Genomic DNA, 17,429 nt, shown 5'->3' on the forward strand with positions numbered 1-17,429 from the left:
TCAGCCCAGGACCTTCGCCCGCCACGCCTGGTAGACGCCTGCCGCGTCGCTGCGGAGGTACTGCCACGGCCAGTCGGTGACCCGGTCGCCGAGGAGCTGGAACTGCTGGGCCGCCGACCCGAGGTCGCCGCCCAGGCAGAACGCCATGGCGAACGTGTTGTGCACGGGCGGCCAGCCGGGGCGCGGCCGGTAGGCGGGATGCCGGACCGACCGGTCGGCGGCGGCGTTGATCTCGGCCATCACCTCCGGCCTGCGCATGTACTCCTCGTCCTCCCCGGAGGGCAGGTCGAGCCACATCTCGATGTGCGCCACCGCGATCAGCTCGCCGAGGACGCTGCCGTCCGGCATCTTCGCCACGGTGTCGCGGGCGAACGCGAACATCTCCTCGTGGCTGCCGAACCACTTGCGGCACACGTACTGGAGCATCTGCTCGTGGGTCCGCCGATGCCACGGGCAGGAGTCCACCACGCCCCGGAACCTGCGTTCGGCCTCGTCGCGGTCGACCTGCCGGCCGCGCGCCGACGTGACCAGGTACGACCAGGCCACCACGTCGCCCGGGTCGCGTTCCACCACCTCGTCCAGGCAGTTCTCGGCCATCTTCAGGCGCTTGAAGAACTCCCGGAACTGCTCCTCGGAGGTCTGCGAGGCACTGGCCGCCCCGCGCGCCTCCCACGCCCAGTGGACGCCGTGCGCGCCGCGGATCAGCAGCGGCAGGGTGGAGTGGGGCTCGGCCCTGATCCACTCCTCGATCCAGTCCTGCACGCCCGGGACGTCGGCGCAGACGTCCACGTAGAACGCCCGGTCGTCGGGGTCGGCGACCTGGGTGAGGAAGTCGCGGACCTGCGGCCAGTTCCGCGTCTGCATCGCGGTGCGCAGCCGCGCGGCGGCCGGGTCGTACAGGCAGGGGTCGGCGACGAGTGCGGGCGCGCCCTGCTTCCTGCGCCGGAACAGTCCCATGGTGCTCGCTTCCTCCCCGTGGGCGCCGTGCCGGCGCCGTTCCCAAGGGGGACGATCATGACATAACGGATCGGCACCAGGGGCCGGAAAACCGGTGGCGAATGTTCCGCACCGGGCTAAAGTGCCGGGCACCGAACCTTCTTCGGCCTCTCCGCCGCCCCTGCGGGCCGTCCCTGACGACGGTCCGCGGTTCCGTTCCGGTCAGGCCCGATGAGCTGCGCCGGAAGGGTTCACCGCACGTTCGACGGAAGGAAGTGGCGGCCTTGACCAGCGCGTTGCGCGCCCTGTTGTCGGTCACCATGCTGGCCGGTTTCTACGTGGTGGCGGTGCTGCAGCTCGCCGCGATCACCGGGGTGACGATCTGGCTGGCGGTCGTGGTGAACGCGTTCGTCGCCGTCAAGATCCTCGGCCCGGCGCTGGCGGTGCTGTACGCCTCGGTCGGCGCGGCCATGTGGCGGGCGCTGCGGTCCCGGCCCCAGCCGCCGCACGGCGTGCCGGTCGCCCCGCAGCAGGCGCCCGCGCTGTGGTCGCTGGTGGAGCGGCTGGCCGGCGAGGTCGGCACCCGGATGCCCGACGAGATCCGGCTCGTCCCGGAGGTCAACGCGGCCGTCATGGAGCAGTCCAGGTTGCTGGGACTGATCGGCGGCCGCCGGTACATGTACGTCGGCCTGCCGTTGCTGCAGACCATGACGGTCGCCCAGCTGGCGTCCGTGCTGGCGCACGAGCTGGGCCACTACTCCGGCCGGCACACCCGGCTCGGCGGGGTCGCCTACCGGGGCCGGCTGGCGATCGGCGGCACCATCTCCCGGCTGGGCCCGTACAACGTCGCCGGCTGGGTCTTCAAGGCGTACGCCCGGCTGTACCTGCTGGTCGACAACGCGGTGTCGCGCCGTCAGGAGTACGAGGCCGACCGGGCGTCGGTCCGGGTGGCCGGCCGCGAGGTCGCCGCCGACGCCCTCCGCGGACTGCCCGCCCTGGACGCCGCCTGGGGCTTCTTCTTCGCCCGGTACGTCGAGCCCGGCTGGGAGAACGGCTACGTCCCCGACGACCTCTTCGCCGGCTTCGCCCACCTGGTGGAGGCCCGCCGCGCCGAGCTGGCCGAGCTGCGCGCCCGCGAGCCGGAGGACACCGGCTCCCGCTGGGACACCCATCCCCCGGTGGGCGCCCGCATCGCCACCATCATGTCCCTGCCCGACGTCCCGGTGACCCCCGACCGGCGTCCCGCCGGGGTCCTCATCGACCTGGCCGGTGCGGGCCGCGCCGTGCAGTCCGCCATGCTCGACATCGGCGACCGCACGGTCCTGCCCTGGCCCGAGTACGTCAACGCCATGATGACGGCCATCGTGCAGAAGGAGGCCGACGCGATCTTCCGCCGCGTCGCCCGGATCCTGCCGGGCCACTCCGGCCCGCTGACGCTGGCCCATGTCTTCGACATCGTCTCCGGCGGTCCCCAGCCCCTGCGGCTCATCGGCGAGCAGCTCTTCCCCGAGGCCACCCGCCGGGAGGCCGCCGCCCTGTTCGCCGGCCCGCTGGAGACCCTCATCCGCCTGGCCGCCCTGCGTTCCGGCACGGCCTTCTGGCGCCTGTCCTGGACCGGCCCCGCCGAATTCGTGGACCGGAACGGCGCCCCCGCCGACTACGAGGAGATCGCCAAGCTGGCCGTCTCCTCCCCGCAGGGCACCGCGGAGGCGGCCCGCCGCCTGGAGTCCATGGGCATCGTCCTCAAGTCCGCCGCCCAGATCGCCACCACCGCCACCGCCGACGGCTCCGACGTCCTGGCCGGCCTGGCCAACATCAAGATCGACGACGTCGAGCACGACGTCATCGTCCTCACCAAGGGCCTGGTCCTGATCCCCGACCCGGGCAAGGCCGACAAGGGCAAGAAGCGCCTCCACCAGATCCTGGGCTCCACCACGCCCGAGGCGCTGGCCGCCCAGTACCGCTTCCTCCCCTACGAGGACATCACCGACACCGAGGTCACCAGGGAGGTCCCCACCCGGGCCACCATCACCCTCCACGACGGCCGGACCCTGGCCGTCCAGGAACGCTGGAACAGCGAGTTCGCCACCAAGAACAGCCGCGACGTCTTCCTGAAGGTCCTCGGCGAACTCCGTTCCTGAGCCCTTCTCCGGCGTCCTGGGCGCGTTCCCGCAGCCGGAGCGGTGAGACGGGAAAGACGCATCCGCCTGTCGACGGCACAGGCCCGGAAAAGCCGGTCGGGATGAGCCGGCCCCTTTCGCCGGGCCGTCGTGGTCACAGGTCGATGGAGTAGTCGAGGACGGCCCGGTCGGCGGGGATGACGATGTCCCGGCACACCTCGTGGGGGGTGTCGCCGGAGAGCATGCGGCGGGTGATGGCCAGGACGGGGACGCCCGCGGTCATGTGCAGGGTCTCGGCCTCCTCGGGGGTGGGCATCCGGGCCTGGACGGACTCCTCCACGCGGGTGACGGGACGGCCCAGGAAGGCGAGCTGGGCGGGGGTGCCGCCGGGCCAGGGCTCGTTGGCGGGGTCGGCCACGGGGGTGCCCCCGACCAGGGTCCAGCGGAGATAGCTGACGGAGATCTGCTGGGGTTCGCCGCGGGAGTAGAACACGAAGCGGCGGCGGAGCAGTTCGGTGCCGGCGGGCGCCTCGAAGAGCGCGGCCAGGTGGGGGTCGGCGGCCACACGGGTGAAGGTCTTGTCGAGGCGGTACTCGTTCCAGGAGATGCGCTGGTCGCGGGTGAACGAGGTGGCGGGGGCCGCGGGGGCGGGCGGGTTGCGGTAGCGGTTCATGGCGATGCGGCGGACCGGGGGGCGGGCGCGGACGACGGTGCCGCCGCCGCGGCGGGTCTCCACCAGGCCCTCGCCGCGCAGCAGGGCGACGGCCTGCCGGACCACGATCTGGGAGACGCCGTGCATCTGGCCGAGCCGGGCCAGGGTGGGCAGCCGGGAACCGGGCGGATAGTCGCCCCGGCGGATCTGTTCTCGCAGCTCGGAGGCGATGCGCAGGTAGGCGGGGCGGTTCGGCACCGGGCTGCGCCTCCGATCCGGCGGCTGTCCGCCTGGCGAGGGTCCTCTTACGGACAGCTTGACTGGTTGCTGCCGTCCACTCACATTTGTATACACAAAGGCCGTTTTTGCGAAAGGATGCCCTGGATGGGGGACTTCACCGACCTCAAAGCCGCGATTGAGGCCGAGTTCCCCGGCTGGACCGTGTGGCGCAGCGATGCCGGCCGCTGGTACGCGACCCGCACCCGGGACCTCACGGACGCCCAGCTCCAGGCCGGTTATGCGATGACGGTGGCGGCCGACGACGCCGAAGGGCTGCGGGCGCGGCTGGCCCGCCAGCCCGGACGGGACCCGGACGGGGACTGAGGCGGCGGCGCCGCGGGGGCGGGCCCGGTCCGCGCTCGGGGGCGGACCGGGCTCCAGGTGCCACCGGGACGCCAGAAACCTCTTTCGTCATGGTCATACAGGAGTGATTCCGCGGACACCCGGTGCGGCGCGTTCCCGCGCCCGGCGGGCGATCCGGCCGCCGCGCCGTATTCTCCGCCTTCGGTAAGGGCCGTCCATCGAATTCACCAGGACCGCCAAAACCACCCGAACCTCCACCCCATGGCGGGCGTTCTAACGGTATAGCCGGACGGGCCGGTCCGGTTTGCGGATCGGGCGCGGGCTAACGTGATCGCAGGCTCGGATTTCGCCACAGACACCCGTCACGAACAGGGGAGACATCGTGTCCCTGCAATCCGCCACCGCCGACATGGACCTGCTTGGCATGGAATTCTGGGCGCGCCCGGAAAAGGAGCGGCTGGCCGATTTCGCCCGGCTGCGGGAACGCGGCGCGCCGGTGTTCTTTCCGGAGCCGAGGATTCCGTTCGTACGGTCCGGACGGGGTTTTCACGCGCTGGTCCGGCACGCCGACGTGGTGGCCGCCAGCCGGGACGCCAGGACGTTCAGCAGCGAGCCCGCGGCGACCTCCCCGGAGCCGCCGCCGTGGCTGTCGGCGCTGCTGGGCACCCCGATGGTCAACATGGACGACCCGCGGCACGCCCGGCTGCGCCGGATCGTGTCCCGGGCGTTCAGCCCGAAGATGCTGGCCAGGATCGAGGCCGAGATCCAGGCCACCGCCACCCGCATCGTCGACGACCTGATCGCCGAGGGCCCGCGCGACTTCGTGCCCCAGGTGGCCGCCCGGCTGCCCATCAACGTGATCTGCGCGATGATGGGCATCCCCGAGCGGACCAGGCCGTACGTGCTGCGGCGCATCGACGCCATGACCGAGTACTCGGGGGTGCGCGGCTCGCTGACCAGCCCCCGCGCCCTCCGGCTCCTGGGCGGCAACCTCAAGGCCATCGCCGACCTGCACCGCCTGGTGGCGCGGCTGGGCCGGGCCAGACGCCAGAACCCCACCGACGACCTGGTCTCCGCCCTGGTGAACGCGGAGGCAGGTTCGGGCGGTGGAGGCAGGCACGACGGCGAGCGGCTGTCGCTGCGGGAACTGGGGTCGTTCTTCGACCTGCTGCTGGTGGCCGGGAACGAGACCACCCGCAACGCCCTGTCCCACGGCCTGCGGCTGTTCACCGAGAACCCCGACCAGCGCGACCTGCTGCTGGCGGACTTCGACGGCCGCATCGGCGGGGCGATCGAGGAGATCGTCCGGTACTCCTCCCCGATCATCCAGTTCCGCCGCACCCTCACCCGGGACCACGTGCTGAACGGCCATCCGCTCAAGGCCGGCGACAAGGTGGTGCTGTTCTACCCGGCCGCCAACCGCGACCCCGAGGTGTTCCCCGACCCCGACGTCTTCGACATCACCCGCAGCCCCAACCCGCACGTGGGGTTCGGCGGCCCCGGCCCCCACCTGTGCCTGGGCGCCAACCTGGCCCGGATGGAGCTGCGGATCATGTTCCGGGAGCTGTACGACCGGCTGCCCGGCCTGCGCACGACCGGCGATCCCGTACCGCTGCTGTCGAGCTTCGACAACGGCGTGAAAAGCCAGCCCTTCACGTTCTCGCGGCCGAGCTGAGGTACACCCATGAGCCACATCGGACACCATCCGTACGCCCAGGCGCCGCCGACGCCGGTGCGCCGCCGCCGCGGCCCGCTGGCCGCCCTCGCGTTCGTCGTGACGGTCGCGGTCGCCGCCGCCGTGGCGTTCTGGGTCCTGCAGGACGACAGCCCCGGCAGGCCGGTCGCGGGCCCGCCGGAACGGATCGGCGTCATCGGCGCCCCCTACAAGGCGCCCTGGACGGTGTGGGGGTTCACGCACACCGACCGCAGCGCCGACGTCGGCCCGTCCAGCGACGTGGCGGCCCAGGCGATCTCCCGCCAGCCGATGATCCAGAACCAGCACATCATGGGCTGGGGCGCCGACAACCCCGAGCCGGCGCCGGGCCGGTACGACTTCGCCTCGCTGGACCGGCGGATCGACTACATCCGCCGCACCGGCGGCATCCCCGTCATCACCCTGTGCTGCGCCCCCGACTGGATGAAGGGCGGCCGGAAGGGCGACACCGACTGGAGCAGGCTGGAGGTCGCCCCGCGGCCCGAGCACTACGACGACTTCGCCCGGCTGGCCGCCACCGTCGCGCGCCGCTACCCCGACGTGCGGTACTTCGCGGTCTGGAACGAGATGAAGGGGTTCTTCGACCCGCGGCGCGGCCGGTGGAACCACGAGGGCTACACGCGGCTCTACAACCTGGTCTACGACGCCCTCAAGGCGGTCAACCCCGAGAACAAGGTCGGCGGCCCGTACGTCCCCATGTACAGCCACGTCGGCGGCGACCTGGGGTCGAAGCTGCGCGGCCCGTGGGGCAGCGTGGACCAGATCGCCCTCGACGCCGTCGAGTACTGGCTGGCCCACAAGCGCGGCGCGGACTTCATCACCGTCGACGGCCCCACCGCCAGCGACGACCGCGACGTCTACCCCGACGAGGTCACCGCGCTGGACAAGTTCGTCGTCATCAACAGGTGGCTGCGGTCCAAGACCGACCTGCCGATCTGGTGGAACGAGTACTACGTCGAGCCGCGCACCGACCCCTGGAGCGAGGACAAGCGGGCCGCCATGCACGTGGCGTCGCTGATCGACCATGCCAAGGCCGGGGTGTCCACGGTGCTGTACTGGAACCGCATCCCCAGGGACGGCGACCGCACCTGCAAGGGCTGCCTGTGGGTGACCACCTCGGTGCCGGACGGCGGCACCCCGGGCCGGATGCTGGGGGTGCTGCAGGCGTTCGCGCGGTGGTTCCCGGCCGGCACCCCGATGATCGACGTGCGCGCCTCCTCGCCCAAGGTCCGGGTGCTGGCCCAGCCCCGCAAGGCGGTGGCGGCCAACCTCTCCGGCGAGCCGGTGAGGACCCGTGTCGGCAAGACCGAGATCACCCTGGGCCCGTACGAGGTCCGCTGGCTGGACCGCACCTGACGAAGGCAGGACCCGCATGCGCATCACCGTCGTCCGCCCCCGCGAGCTGGGGGACGCCGAGCTGGCCGCCTGGCGCGCGATGCAGGCCGCCACCCCCCGGCTGGCCAACCCGTTCATGTCGGCGGGGTACGCCCGCGCCGTCGACCAGGTGCGGAAGGGGGCGCGGGTCGCGGTGCTGGAGGAGGGGGCCGACCTGGTGGGGTTCTTCCCGTTCGAGCTCACCGGCCGGGGCAGCGGCGCGGCGATCGGCGGCTGGCTGTCGCTGTGCCAGGGCCTGGTGCACGCGCCCGGGCTGGACCGGCTGGACGCGCGGGAGCTGCTGCGCGGCTGCGGGCTGGCGGTGTGGGAGTACGGCACGCTGGTGGCCGGGCAGCCGTGGTTCGAGCCGTACACCCGCAGGACCCTCGGGTCGGTGATCATGGACCTGAGCGACGGCTTCGCCGGCTACGCCAAGGGGCTGCAGGCCAGGGGCTCCAAGGTGGTCAAGCAGACCCGCTACAAGGAGCGCAAGCTGGCCCGGCAGGTCGGCGAGGTGACGTTCGACTTCGACGTGCGCGACGCCGCGTCGCTGGCGCTGGTGCGGCGCTGGAAGTCCGAGCAGTACCGGGCGATGGGCCGCACCGACCGGTTCTCCCGCCGCTGGGTGGTGGACCTGGTGGAGCTGCTGCACGGCACCCGCGAGCCGGGGTTCGCCGGGTGCCTGTCCATGCTGTACGCCGGGGGCGCTCCGGTGGCCGGGCACTTCGGGCTGCGCAGCGACCACACGCTGATCACCTGGTTCCCGGTGTACGACCCGGACTACTCCCGCTACTCCCCCGGCATGGCGCTGCACCTGCGGATGGCGGAGGCGGCGGCCGAACGGGGCATCCGGGAGATGGACCTGGGGCCGGGGGTGGGCTGGCGCTACAAGGAGGAGCTGCGCAGCCACGAGACCCCGGTCGGGGAGGGCGTGGTGCGCCGCCGCTCCCCCGGCGCCGCCGTCCACTGGGTGCGGCACGCCCCGGTCGCCCGGGCCCGCCGGACCATCCTCGAGAGCGAACGCCTGTACGGGGTGGCCGACCGCGCATTGCGCCGGTATGGCGCGTTCCGCACCCGGGGGCGTTGACCGGTTCGGGCAACTTTTCCCCGATCGTTGCCGGGAGGTGAAACTCCGCCGTCACGGGGCAGGCATAGGTTCTGGAGGAGGCCACGCGGACGACAGGGAGGCCCAGATCACCATGGCTCGGGTGATGCACGAGGAGCTCGACCGGCTTGTCGACGGCCACCACCACGATCCGCACTCGGTCCTCGGCGCGCACCCCGACCGGGACGGGGTCACCATCCGCGCGCTGCGGCCGCTGGCCGAGCAGGTCGAGGTGGTGCTGCCGAACGGCGACCGGCATCCGCTGCACCACGTGCACCAAGGAGTGTTCGCGGGGACCGTCCCGAACGGGCACGCCCTGTCGGGCGACGACGGCCGGGCCCCGCAGGCCGTCCCGGACTACCGGCTGGCGGTGCGCTATCCGGGCGGGCCGGAGCTGATCCAGGACGACCCGTACCGCTACCTGCCGACGCTGGGCGAACTGGACCTGCACCTGTTCGCCGAGGGCCGCCACGAGGAGCTGTGGAAGGCGCTGGGCGCCCGGGTGCGCACCTACGCGTCGGCGTTCGGCCCGGTCAGCGGCACGTCGTTCGCGGTGTGGGCGCCGAACGCGCGCGGGGTGCGGGTGATCGGCGACTTCAACCACTGGGACGGGCGGGCGCACCCGATGCGGTCGCTGGGCTCCAGCGGGATCTGGGAGCTGTTCGTCCCCGACGTCGGCACCGGCGCGACCTACAAGTACGAGATCCTCGGCGCGGACGGGCACTGGCGGTCCAAGGCCGACCCGATGGCCGAGTGGACCGAGCAGCCGCCGGCGACCGCGTCCCGGGTGTTCGCCTCCTCCTACGAGTGGGGCGACGCCGAGTGGATGGCCCAGCGCAAGGAGCGCGACTGGCTGCACGAGCCGATGAGCATCTACGAGGTGCACCTGGGGTCGTGGCGCAAGGGCCTGGGCTACCGGGAGCTGGCCGAGGAGCTGACCGCGTACGTGAAGGACATGGGGTTCACCCATGTGGAGTTCCTGCCGGTGGCCGAGCACCCGTACGGGCCGTCGTGGGGCTACCAGGTGACGTCGTACTACGCGCCGAGTTCCCGGTTCGGCAGCCCCGACGACTTCCGTCACCTGGTGGACTCGCTGCACCAGGCGGGCATCGCGGTGCTGGTGGACTGGGTGCCGGCGCACTTCCCCAAGGACGAGTGGGCACTGGGCCGGTTCGACGGCACCGCCCTGTACGAGCACGTCGACCCGCACAAGGGCGAGCACCCCGACTGGGGCACGTACGTGTTCAACTACGGCCGGGCCGAGGTGCGCAACTTCCTGGTGGCCAACGCCTGCTACTGGATGGAGGAGTTCCACATCGACGGGCTGCGGGTGGACGCCGTGGCCTCGATGCTCTACCTGGACTACTCCCGCAAGGACGGCGAGTGGGCGCCCAACGTGTACGGCGGGCGGGAGAACCTGGAGGCCATCTCGTTCCTGCAGGAGACCAACGCCACCGTCTACCGGCGGTACCCGGGCGTCATCATGGTGGCCGAGGAGTCCACGGCGTGGCCCGGCGTGTCCCGGCCCACCCACCTCGGCGGCCTGGGCTTCGGGTTCAAGTGGAACATGGGGTGGATGCACGACACCCTCACGTACATGCGGCACGACCCGGTGTTCCGGCACTACCACCACAACGAGATCACGTTCTCGCTGGTGTACGCGTTCTCGGAGAACTACGTGCTGCCGCTGTCGCACGACGAGGTGGTGCACCTGAAGGGGTCGCTGCTGGGCAAGATGCCCGGCGACACCTGGAAGAAGTTCGCGGGCCTGCGGGCTTTGTTCGCCTACATGTGGGCGCATCCGGGCAAGCAGCTGCTGTTCATGGGCGGCGAGTTCGCCCAGGGCGGCGAGTGGGCCGAGGAGCGCACCCTGGACTGGTGGCTGCTGGACGACGCCGTGGAGGGCGCCCGCCATCTCGGGGTGCAGAAGCTCGTCCGCGACCTCAACCGGGTCTACCGCGACACGCCCGCGCTCTACACGATCGACGACGAGCCCGGCGGGTTCCACTGGATCGACGCCAGCGACGCCGCCGGGAACACCCTGTCGTTCCTGCGGTACGGCTCGGACGGCTCGGTGATGGCCTGCGTGGTCAACTTCTCCGGCGAACCGCACGAGAACTACCGGATCGGGCTGCCCCGCGCGGGCGGCTGGCTCGAGGTCGTCAACACCGACGCCTACGAGTACGGCGGCAGCGGCGTCGGCAACATGGGCCGCGTCGAGGCCGTCGAGGAGCCGTACCACGCCCAGCCGGCCTCCACCGCCCTGCGGGTGCCTCCGCTGGGCGCGGTGTGGCTGGTGCCGGAGGAGAAGTGACCGGTTAGCCCGGTCAGAGCCGGGACAGCAGCCAGCTCGGGCCGGTGCAGTGGCCGCCCGCGGCGGTGACGCGGGCACGCAGGCCGCGGTCGGCGGTCACCACCAGGCAGGTCGTCCCGGGCTCGGCCGCGCGGACCAGGTCCACGATGGCGTCGTCGCCGCTGCCGGGCGCGGCGACCACCCGCACGCCCGGCACCTGGCCGTCGGCCACCGGGCGGGCCGCGCCCTCCACCACCAGGACGATCTCGGGGAACGAGATGTCGTGGCCGACGACGCCTTCGGGCAGGCCGGTGACCCCCCGCTCGGCGAGGCCGGCGAGCTTGTCGCGGAGCCGCGCGGTCGCGCCGGCCCGGTCGCGCCACCACCCGTCGGCGCGCGAGCCCACCACGTTGGCGGCGTCCACCACCAGGACCAGCCGGGACATCATGGTGGCGAGCCTAGGCCAGTTGACCGCGAACGGCTCGAACAACCGCAGCCCGGCGACCTTCTCCTGGGGGAACCAGCGGGCCCGGCGGGTCTCGGCCGAAGCGGGACGCACCGGGTGCATCCGGTCGGCCGAGGCGACCACCGTGGTGTAGCTCCAGCCGCCGTGGTCGTCGTGGACCAGCCCGTGCAGCCGCAGCACGCCGGTGTCGAGCGTGCACTCCTCGGCGGTCTCCCGCAGCGCGGCGGTGACCGGATCCTCCCCGCCGAGCCGGCCGCCGCCGAACATGCACCAGGTCAGCGCACCGCTGCACCACCAGGCCCGCTGCTGCAGCAGCACGTGCGGGCCCTCCTCGGCGTCCAGATGAAAGATCAGCATCCCGGCGGCGCCGTACCTGCCCCAGTGCTGGTGTCCCTGGGCGCAGCGCGTCCAGCCGTCGGCAACTCCCATGGAGCAGACCCTAAGGCGGCGAACCGATCGGTAGCGTGGGCGCGTCTCAACACCGGACACGGGACGTTCCGCGGAAAGGCGGTCACATGCCGAGCCTTGCGCTGCAGTCCGACGACCCCGGGCGGATCGGCCGGTACCGGCTGCTCGGGCGGCTCGGCGAGGGCGGGCAGGGCGTGGTCTACCTCGGTGAGGCGCCGGACGGGCGGCGGGTGGCGGTCAAGGTGCTCAAGACGGCCTCCGAGGCGGCGCGGGCCCGGTTCGCGCGGGAGATGCAGGCCGCCCAGCGGGTCGCCCCGTTCTGCACGGCGGCGGTGCTGGAGGCCTCGGCCGAGGGGCCGCGCCCGTACGTGGTCAGCGAGTTCGTCGAGGGGCCGTCGCTGAAACAGCGGGTGGCGGAGCGGGGGCCGCTGACCGGGGGCGACCTGGACCGGCTGATGGTCAACACGGCCAGCGGGCTGACCGCCATCCACGGCGCGGGGATCGTGCACCGCGACCTCAAGCCCGCGAACGTGCTGCTGGGCCCGGACGGGCCGCGGGTGGTGGACTTCGGGATCGCCCGCGCGGTGGACGCCGAGACGCACACGCAGATGGTCGGCACGCCCGCCTACTTCGCGCCGGAATGGCTGCGGGGCGAGCCGCCGACGCCCGCGTCGGACGTGTTCGCCTGGGCGGGGACGATGGTGTACGCGGCGACGGGGCGTCCGCCGTTCGGCGGCGGCGACAACATCCCCGCGCTGATGCACCGGATCGCCACCGAGCGGCCGGATCTGTCGGGGGTGCCGGAACGGGTGCGGGGGCTGCTGGCCGAGTGCCTGGACAAGGACCCGGCGCGGCGTCCCACGGCACGGGACCTGCTGATGTGGCTCACCGACCCCGCGGCCGCGGCGTCGGCGACACAACCGCCCCCGGTCGCGCAGACCTCGCCGGTGGGGCGGCCGTCAGAGACCTCGCCGGGCCATCAGCAGACGATGCCCGCTCCCCCGCGCAAGGGCCGGGGCCTGCCGCTGGCGCTGGCCGCCGGGGTCGCGCTGGCGGCGTTGATCGCGGTCCTCGTCGTGGCCTTCGCCTGGCCGGACGACGGTGACCCGGGCGCCGACGACCGGCCCACACGACCGCCCGCGACCACCCAGGGCCGGACCACGCCTCCGGCCGGCGGAGGCGGCGGTGCTCCGAGCACTGACGGCGGCGGTGACGGCCAGGGCGTTCCGCAGGCGTTCGCCGGGACCTGGAAGGGGAACGTGTCCGCCCCCTCCCTGCTCGGCGGCGAGAACGCCTCCCGGGTGACGATCACCCTCCAGGCGGGCCGGAACGAGGGGCAGGCCGTCTACCCCGACTGGGGATGCACCAACCGGCTCACCCTGTCCGGGGTCACGGGCTCCACCGTGGAGTTCACCGAGGCGACCACCACGCCCCAGGGGACCACCGGGTTCTGCATCGGCGGCACGGTCCGGCTGACCCTGCAGGGCGACCGGATGTCCTACGACTCCCCCAGCCCGCTCGGCACCGGCTCCACCACCGGGACGCTCACCAGGGGCTGACCCGGCGGAAGGCCGTGACCAACGGCACAGTGCCTCCCGGCAAACGGGCGTTTACCCTGCCGTACGAGAATCTCGAACGGCGGGGGGACGCCGGACGCGCCCCCACGATGATCGACCGGGAGTGCGCGTGAGCATCGAGTCCGAACTGGACCTGTGGAACACCCTGTCCGGGGCCGAGCTGATCAAGGCGATGGGCGACGGCAGGTTCCCCCAGCTCACCGCGATCAACGACTACATCGGGCAGTCGGTGGTGGACGCCGAGCACGGCCGGGTGACGATCGACTGGACGCCCGAGGACAAGCTGTGCAACCCCGGTGGAACGGTGCACGGCGGGTACATCGCGATGATCCTCGACAACGCCGTCTGCCTGGCCGCGGCCAGCACGTTCGAGCGCTTCACCCCGATGCTGACGCTCAGCCTCAGCGTGGAGTACCTGCGGCCGGTGCCGGCCGACCGGACGTACCGGGTGGAGGGCGTGTGCGTGCACCCCGGCAAGACCCGGATGCTGTCCAACGCGACGATCACCGATGCCGAGGGGCGGCTGATCGCGCAGGCGACCGCCAGCGTCACCCCCAACCAGGCGTTCTCCCGCTGAACGGAGCCCGGCGGCTCCTCCGGGAGCCGCCCGGTGAGCGCATAGGCTTGCCGCATGGTGGATTCCGGCACTGTCGTCAGCATCATCCGGCAAGCGCGCGACCGGCGGACGGCCCCGCTGGTGCTCGAACTCGACCTGACCGACGGGATCGTGGAGACGGTCCCGGCCGACCCGTTGTCGGCGGTGCTGTCGATGCGCCGTCCCCACCTGCGGGACGTGCTGGACGGGCTGCGCCGGGCCCGCGGTGACGTCCGGGTGCGGGCCCTGGTGGTCAAGGTGTCCGGAACGCTGGGCCTGGCGATGGCGCAGGAGCTGCGCGGGGCGGTGACCGCGCTGCGCGAGGCCGGCAAGCTCACCGTGGCGTGGAGCGAGACGTACGGGGAGAGCGGGCGCGGCAGCGTCCCCTACTACCTGGCGTCCGCGTTCGACCGGGTGTACCTGCAGCCCACCGGCGAGGTGGGGCTGACCGGCGTGGCGCTGGAGGAGCCGTTCCTGCGGGGCGCGCTGGACAAGGCGGGGATCGAGCCGGTGTTCGCCGCCCGCCACGAGTACAAGACCATGGCCAACACCTTCATGGAGCGGGCCTACACCGAGGCGCACCGGCGGTCCTCGCAGCGGCTGGTGGACTCCATCGGCGAGCAGCTGGCCGCCGGCATCGCCGAGGCGCGCGGGCTGACCGTCGACAAGGTCCGCGAGCTGATCGACCGGGGCCCGCTGCAGGCCGACGAGGCGCTGGAGGCCGGGCTGGTCGACCGGCTGGCGTACCGGGACGAGGTCTACGACGAGGTCCGCAAGGAGGCCGGCGGTCCGGACGGGCGGGTGCAGCTGCGGTACGTGGCCCGCTACAACCGTTCCCACGGGCTCGCCGAACGGCTGCCGCAGCCCAGCCGCGGCCGCCAGGTGGTCGCGCTGATCAACGGGCAGGGCATGATCCGGCTGGGCCGCAGCGGGCGGGGCGGGCCGCTGCCGTCGCAGGGCCCGGCGATGGGCTCGGACACCATCGGGGCGGCGTTCCGGGCGGCGGTCCGCGACGAGCGGGTCAAGGCCATCGTGTTCCGGGTCAACAGCCCCGGCGGGTCGGCGGTCGCCTCCGACGCCATCTGGCGCGAGGTGGTGCTGGCCCGGCGCTCCGGCAAGCCGGTGGTCGTGTCGATGGGGAACGTGGCGGCCTCCGGCGGCTACTACGTCTCGATGGCCGCCGACACCATCGTGGCGCAGCCCGGCACCATCACCGGCTCGATCGGCGTGGTGGTGGGCAAGGCGGTGATCAGCGAGCTGCTGGAGCGGATCGGCGTCGCGATGGGCACGGTCTCCGACGGGGAGCACGCCCGGATGTTCAGCGCCACCAAGGGCTTCACCGAGTCGGAGTGGGAACGGATCCAGGCGTCGCTGGACCGGGTGTACGCCGACTTCACCGCCAAGGTCGCCGAGTTCCGCGGGCTGAGCGCCGACCAGGTGGACGAGATGGCCCGCGGCCGGGTGTGGACCGGCGCGGACGCCAAGGAGGGCGGGCTGGTCGACGAGCTCGGCGGGCTCGACCTGGCGCTGGACCTGGCCCGCAAGAAGGCCGGGCTGCCCGTCGACGCCCCGGTCCGCGGCTACCCGCACATCACGCCGCTGGAGCGGCTGCGCCCGGCCGAGTCCAGCGAGGACCGCACGGCGGCCGGCGCCCGGTTCGACGGGTGGGGGTCGCTGAGCGCGCTGGCGGCACGGCTGGGGCTGCCCGCCGGCGGGCCGCTGACCCTGCCGGGGAACTGGGAGATCCGCTGAGCGCCCAGCCCGGGCCCGGGGAGTTCACCGACGCGATGTCGGCGCTGGCCACCGGGGTGGTGGTGCTGACCGTCCGCGACGGGCGCGACGACCTGGGCACGACGATCAGCTCGTTCATGTCGGTGTCGCTGGAGCCGCCGATGGTGGCGGTGGCGGTGACCGGGTCGTCCTACCTGGCGGAGGTGCTGGGCCGCCGGGACGTGTGGGCCGCCAACGTGCTCGGCGCCGACCAGCGCGCCCTGGCCGGGCGCTTCGCGGCGGCGGGCCGCCCGGGGGCGCGGCTGCTGCTGGCCGGACGCCCGCACCATCGGGGGCCGCTGTCGGACGCCCTGATCGTCGCCGACGCTCCCGCGGCGCTGGAGTGCCGGACCCGGCAGCGGCTGACGGCCGGCGACCACCTCCTGGTGCTCGCCGACGTGCTGGCGGTCGACCACGCCGACCCCCGCCGGTCCCCACTGGTCCGAGCCGGCCGCCGCTATCTTTGACTGCTCCCCGCCCTGAAGGGCGGGCAGACTCCCGTCCAAGCAGGGGTGGTATGGGGATTTTCGGCTCACGCCGCCCGGTCGTCCGGCGGACGGCCGGGTCTTGCGCGATCAACGCCGTCCGGGTTCAGCCCTGCCCGGATGAGCATCACGCGTGCGGAGTTCTTGTCCCGTGGAGACGTGGTTCCGCAGGCGGTGCAGGTGTAGGTGCGTTCGGACAGCGGGAGTGCGTGCTTGGTTCTCGCTCCGCACCGCCCGCAGTCCATCGTGCTGTACGCGGGATGCACCAGCCGCAGGGTGCGGCCGTGTTTGCGGGCCATGGCGATCAGCTCGCGCTTGGTGGCGGTGATCGCCGCGTCGGCGGCCTTGCGCGCCATGGTGGACTTGGCCAGGAACTTCGGCCGGAAGTCCTCCACCGTCAGCGCGTCATGGTCCCGCACCAGCTTCTTGGCCCACCTGCGGGCGGTGTGGGCCCGTTGCCGGGCCACCTTCTTGTACGCCCTGGCCGCCTGCTTCCTCGCCTTGAGGTAGCCCTTCGAAGGAGCCTGCCCGCGCCTGCGGCGGCGGGCCATCCTCCGCTGGTAACGAGCCAGCCTGGCGGCGGCCTTCTTGCCGTACTCCGGGTGCGGCAGATCGTGGGCGTCGCTGGTGGTGGTCGCGATCTCTTTCACTCCCCAGTCCACGCCGACCACCCGGCCGGTCTCCGGCAGCGGCTGCACCTCGGCGGGGATGACGAACGAGCAGTACCAGTGCCCCAGACTGTCGCGGTACACGCGGACGCTGGACGGGTCGGCGGGCAGATCCCGCGACCACACCACGGTCAGCACGATGCCCCCGGCCAGGTGCAGACGGCCGTCCTTGAGCCGGAACCCACGCCGTGTGTAGTTCAGGCTTGGGCGGGCCAGCCCCTTCTTCTTGAAGCGCGGCATCCCGGCCCGCCGCCGCACCGGCAGCCGCGCCGTTATGTCCTTGAGCGCCTTGGCGCGGGCCTTGGCGAAGTCGCGGATGACCTGCTGCTGCGGCACCGACGCTCCCTCACGCAACCAGGAGTGTTCGGCCCGCCAGCCGGTCAGCATCCGGTCCAGCCGGGCCGGACCGCACTCTTCGCGCGCCTTGTGCGCGGCGCGGGAGGTGGCCACGCACTGGTTCCACACCCACCGGCACCGATCCCACTCGGCCAGCAGCGCCCGGCGCGCGGTCGACGACACCCGCAGCCGGTAGGTGTACCGCACCTTCTCAGCATCACCTACCGTCGCCATGCCATCACCATAGCGTCACAGTCCGTCCTGGGTTGCCGCTTTCAGGCAACATGCGACCGAGCGGCAACCATCCTCAGCCGGAAGCCGGTACATCTCCGGCACGAACGGTGACCA

The 17,429-nt window shown here is 72.6% G+C and carries 14 protein-coding genes; 10 read left to right on the forward strand and 4 right to left on the reverse strand.

Going from position 1 to position 17,429, the window contains the following annotated elements; translation table 11 throughout:
* Complete coding sequence (locus HNR21_RS31170) at positions 1 to 957, reverse strand: DUF4034 domain-containing protein (protein ID WP_182707965.1); 957 nt, start codon at positions 955 to 957, stop codon at positions 1 to 3.
* Between the two features lie 263 nt (positions 958 to 1,220).
* Here HNR21_RS31170 and HNR21_RS31175 point away from each other — a divergent pair, with 263 nt between their 5' ends.
* Positions 1,221 to 3,077 carry a M48 family metallopeptidase gene (locus tag HNR21_RS31175; protein ID WP_182707966.1) on the forward strand — a complete coding sequence of 619 codons (1,857 nt, stop codon included), beginning with the start codon at positions 1,221 to 1,223 and terminating at the stop codon, positions 3,075 to 3,077.
* Between the two features lie 133 nt (positions 3,078 to 3,210).
* Here HNR21_RS31175 and HNR21_RS31180 read toward each other — a convergent pair whose 3' ends face one another.
* The gene (locus HNR21_RS31180) at positions 3,211 to 3,966 is read right to left on the reverse strand and encodes a GntR family transcriptional regulator (RefSeq protein ID WP_119729135.1); all 756 of its coding nucleotides are present in this window, start codon (positions 3,964 to 3,966) and stop codon (positions 3,211 to 3,213) included.
* A gap of 126 nt (positions 3,967 to 4,092) precedes the next feature.
* Here HNR21_RS31180 and HNR21_RS31185 point away from each other — a divergent pair, with 126 nt between their 5' ends.
* The 5 genes from HNR21_RS31185 (at position 4,093) to glgB (ending at position 10,797) form a co-directional block, all read left to right on the forward strand.
* A complete protein-coding gene (locus tag HNR21_RS31185; RefSeq protein ID WP_119729134.1) occupies positions 4,093 to 4,311 on the forward strand; it encodes a hypothetical protein in 219 nt (72 codons plus the stop codon).
* Between the two features lie 388 nt (positions 4,312 to 4,699).
* Complete coding sequence (locus HNR21_RS31190) at positions 4,700 to 5,965, forward strand: cytochrome P450 (RefSeq protein WP_119731903.1); 1,266 nt, start codon at positions 4,700 to 4,702, stop codon at positions 5,963 to 5,965.
* 9 nt (positions 5,966 to 5,974) lie between these two features.
* Positions 5,975 to 7,360, forward strand: a complete 1,386-nt coding sequence (locus tag HNR21_RS31195) for a GH39 family glycosyl hydrolase (protein WP_182707967.1) — start codon at positions 5,975 to 5,977, stop codon at positions 7,358 to 7,360.
* Between the two features lie 16 nt (positions 7,361 to 7,376).
* Positions 7,377 to 8,465 carry a GNAT family N-acetyltransferase gene (locus HNR21_RS31200; protein ID WP_182707968.1) on the forward strand — a complete coding sequence of 363 codons (1,089 nt, stop codon included), beginning with the start codon at positions 7,377 to 7,379 and terminating at the stop codon, positions 8,463 to 8,465.
* 112 nt (positions 8,466 to 8,577) lie between these two features.
* On the forward strand, positions 8,578 to 10,797 hold the full coding sequence (glgB, locus tag HNR21_RS31205; protein WP_182707969.1) for a 1,4-alpha-glucan branching protein GlgB: 2,220 nt from the start codon (positions 8,578 to 8,580) through the stop codon (positions 10,795 to 10,797).
* A 13-nt stretch (positions 10,798 to 10,810) separates the two neighbouring features.
* Here glgB and HNR21_RS31210 read toward each other — a convergent pair whose 3' ends face one another.
* Complete coding sequence (locus HNR21_RS31210) at positions 10,811 to 11,671, reverse strand: NUDIX hydrolase (protein ID WP_182707970.1); 861 nt, start codon at positions 11,669 to 11,671, stop codon at positions 10,811 to 10,813.
* An 86-nt stretch (positions 11,672 to 11,757) separates the two neighbouring features.
* Here HNR21_RS31210 and HNR21_RS31215 point away from each other — a divergent pair, with 86 nt between their 5' ends.
* The 4 genes from HNR21_RS31215 to HNR21_RS31230 all read left to right on the forward strand — a co-directional run bounded on the left by HNR21_RS31215 (position 11,758) and on the right by HNR21_RS31230 (position 16,059).
* Positions 11,758 to 13,209, forward strand: a complete 1,452-nt coding sequence (locus tag HNR21_RS31215; RefSeq protein WP_182707971.1) for a serine/threonine-protein kinase — start codon at positions 11,758 to 11,760, stop codon at positions 13,207 to 13,209.
* Between the two features lie 127 nt (positions 13,210 to 13,336).
* Complete coding sequence (locus HNR21_RS31220; RefSeq protein WP_182707972.1) at positions 13,337 to 13,804, forward strand: PaaI family thioesterase; 468 nt, start codon at positions 13,337 to 13,339, stop codon at positions 13,802 to 13,804.
* 54 nt (positions 13,805 to 13,858) lie between these two features.
* Complete coding sequence (gene sppA, locus HNR21_RS31225) at positions 13,859 to 15,574, forward strand: signal peptide peptidase SppA (protein WP_182707973.1); 1,716 nt, start codon at positions 13,859 to 13,861, stop codon at positions 15,572 to 15,574.
* Between the two features lie 35 nt (positions 15,575 to 15,609).
* The gene (locus HNR21_RS31230; RefSeq protein ID WP_119729127.1) at positions 15,610 to 16,059 is read left to right on the forward strand and encodes a flavin reductase family protein; all 450 of its coding nucleotides are present in this window, start codon (positions 15,610 to 15,612) and stop codon (positions 16,057 to 16,059) included.
* Positions 16,060 to 16,124: 65 nt separating this feature from the next.
* Here HNR21_RS31230 and HNR21_RS31235 read toward each other — a convergent pair whose 3' ends face one another.
* Positions 16,125 to 17,315, reverse strand: a complete 1,191-nt coding sequence (locus tag HNR21_RS31235; RefSeq protein ID WP_182707974.1) for an RNA-guided endonuclease InsQ/TnpB family protein — start codon at positions 17,313 to 17,315, stop codon at positions 16,125 to 16,127.
* Positions 17,316 to 17,429 lie beyond the last annotated feature (114 nt).

This window comes from Thermomonospora cellulosilytica, from assembly GCF_014138835.1.
Lineage (GTDB): Bacteria > Actinomycetota > Actinomycetes > Streptosporangiales > Streptosporangiaceae > Thermomonospora > Thermomonospora amylolytica.

Bases quoted from the DNA above. Each gene is read 5' to 3' on its own strand.
- HNR21_RS31185 (WP_119729134.1), top strand. From the start codon at position 4,093: ATGGGGGACTTCACCGACCTCAAAGCCGCGATTGAGGCCGAGTTCCCC.
- HNR21_RS31195 (WP_182707967.1), top strand. From the start codon at position 5,975: ATGAGCCACATCGGACACCATCCGTACGCCCAGGCGCCGCCGACGCCG.
- HNR21_RS31215 (WP_182707971.1), top strand. From the start codon at position 11,758: ATGCCGAGCCTTGCGCTGCAGTCCGACGACCCCGGGCGGATCGGCCGG.
- HNR21_RS31190 (WP_119731903.1), top strand. From the start codon at position 4,700: ATGGACCTGCTTGGCATGGAATTCTGGGCGCGCCCGGAAAAGGAGCGG.
- HNR21_RS31200 (WP_182707968.1), top strand. From the start codon at position 7,377: ATGCGCATCACCGTCGTCCGCCCCCGCGAGCTGGGGGACGCCGAGCTG.
- glgB (WP_182707969.1), top strand. From the start codon at position 8,578: ATGGCTCGGGTGATGCACGAGGAGCTCGACCGGCTTGTCGACGGCCAC.
- HNR21_RS31170 (WP_182707965.1), bottom strand. From the start codon at position 957: ATGGGACTGTTCCGGCGCAGGAAGCAGGGCGCGCCCGCACTCGTCGCC.
- HNR21_RS31210 (WP_182707970.1), bottom strand. From the start codon at position 11,671: ATGGGAGTTGCCGACGGCTGGACGCGCTGCGCCCAGGGACACCAGCAC.
- sppA (WP_182707973.1), top strand. From the start codon at position 13,859: ATGGTGGATTCCGGCACTGTCGTCAGCATCATCCGGCAAGCGCGCGAC.
- HNR21_RS31230 (WP_119729127.1), top strand. From the start codon at position 15,610: ATGTCGGCGCTGGCCACCGGGGTGGTGGTGCTGACCGTCCGCGACGGG.
- HNR21_RS31235 (WP_182707974.1), bottom strand. From the start codon at position 17,315: ATGGCGACGGTAGGTGATGCTGAGAAGGTGCGGTACACCTACCGGCTG.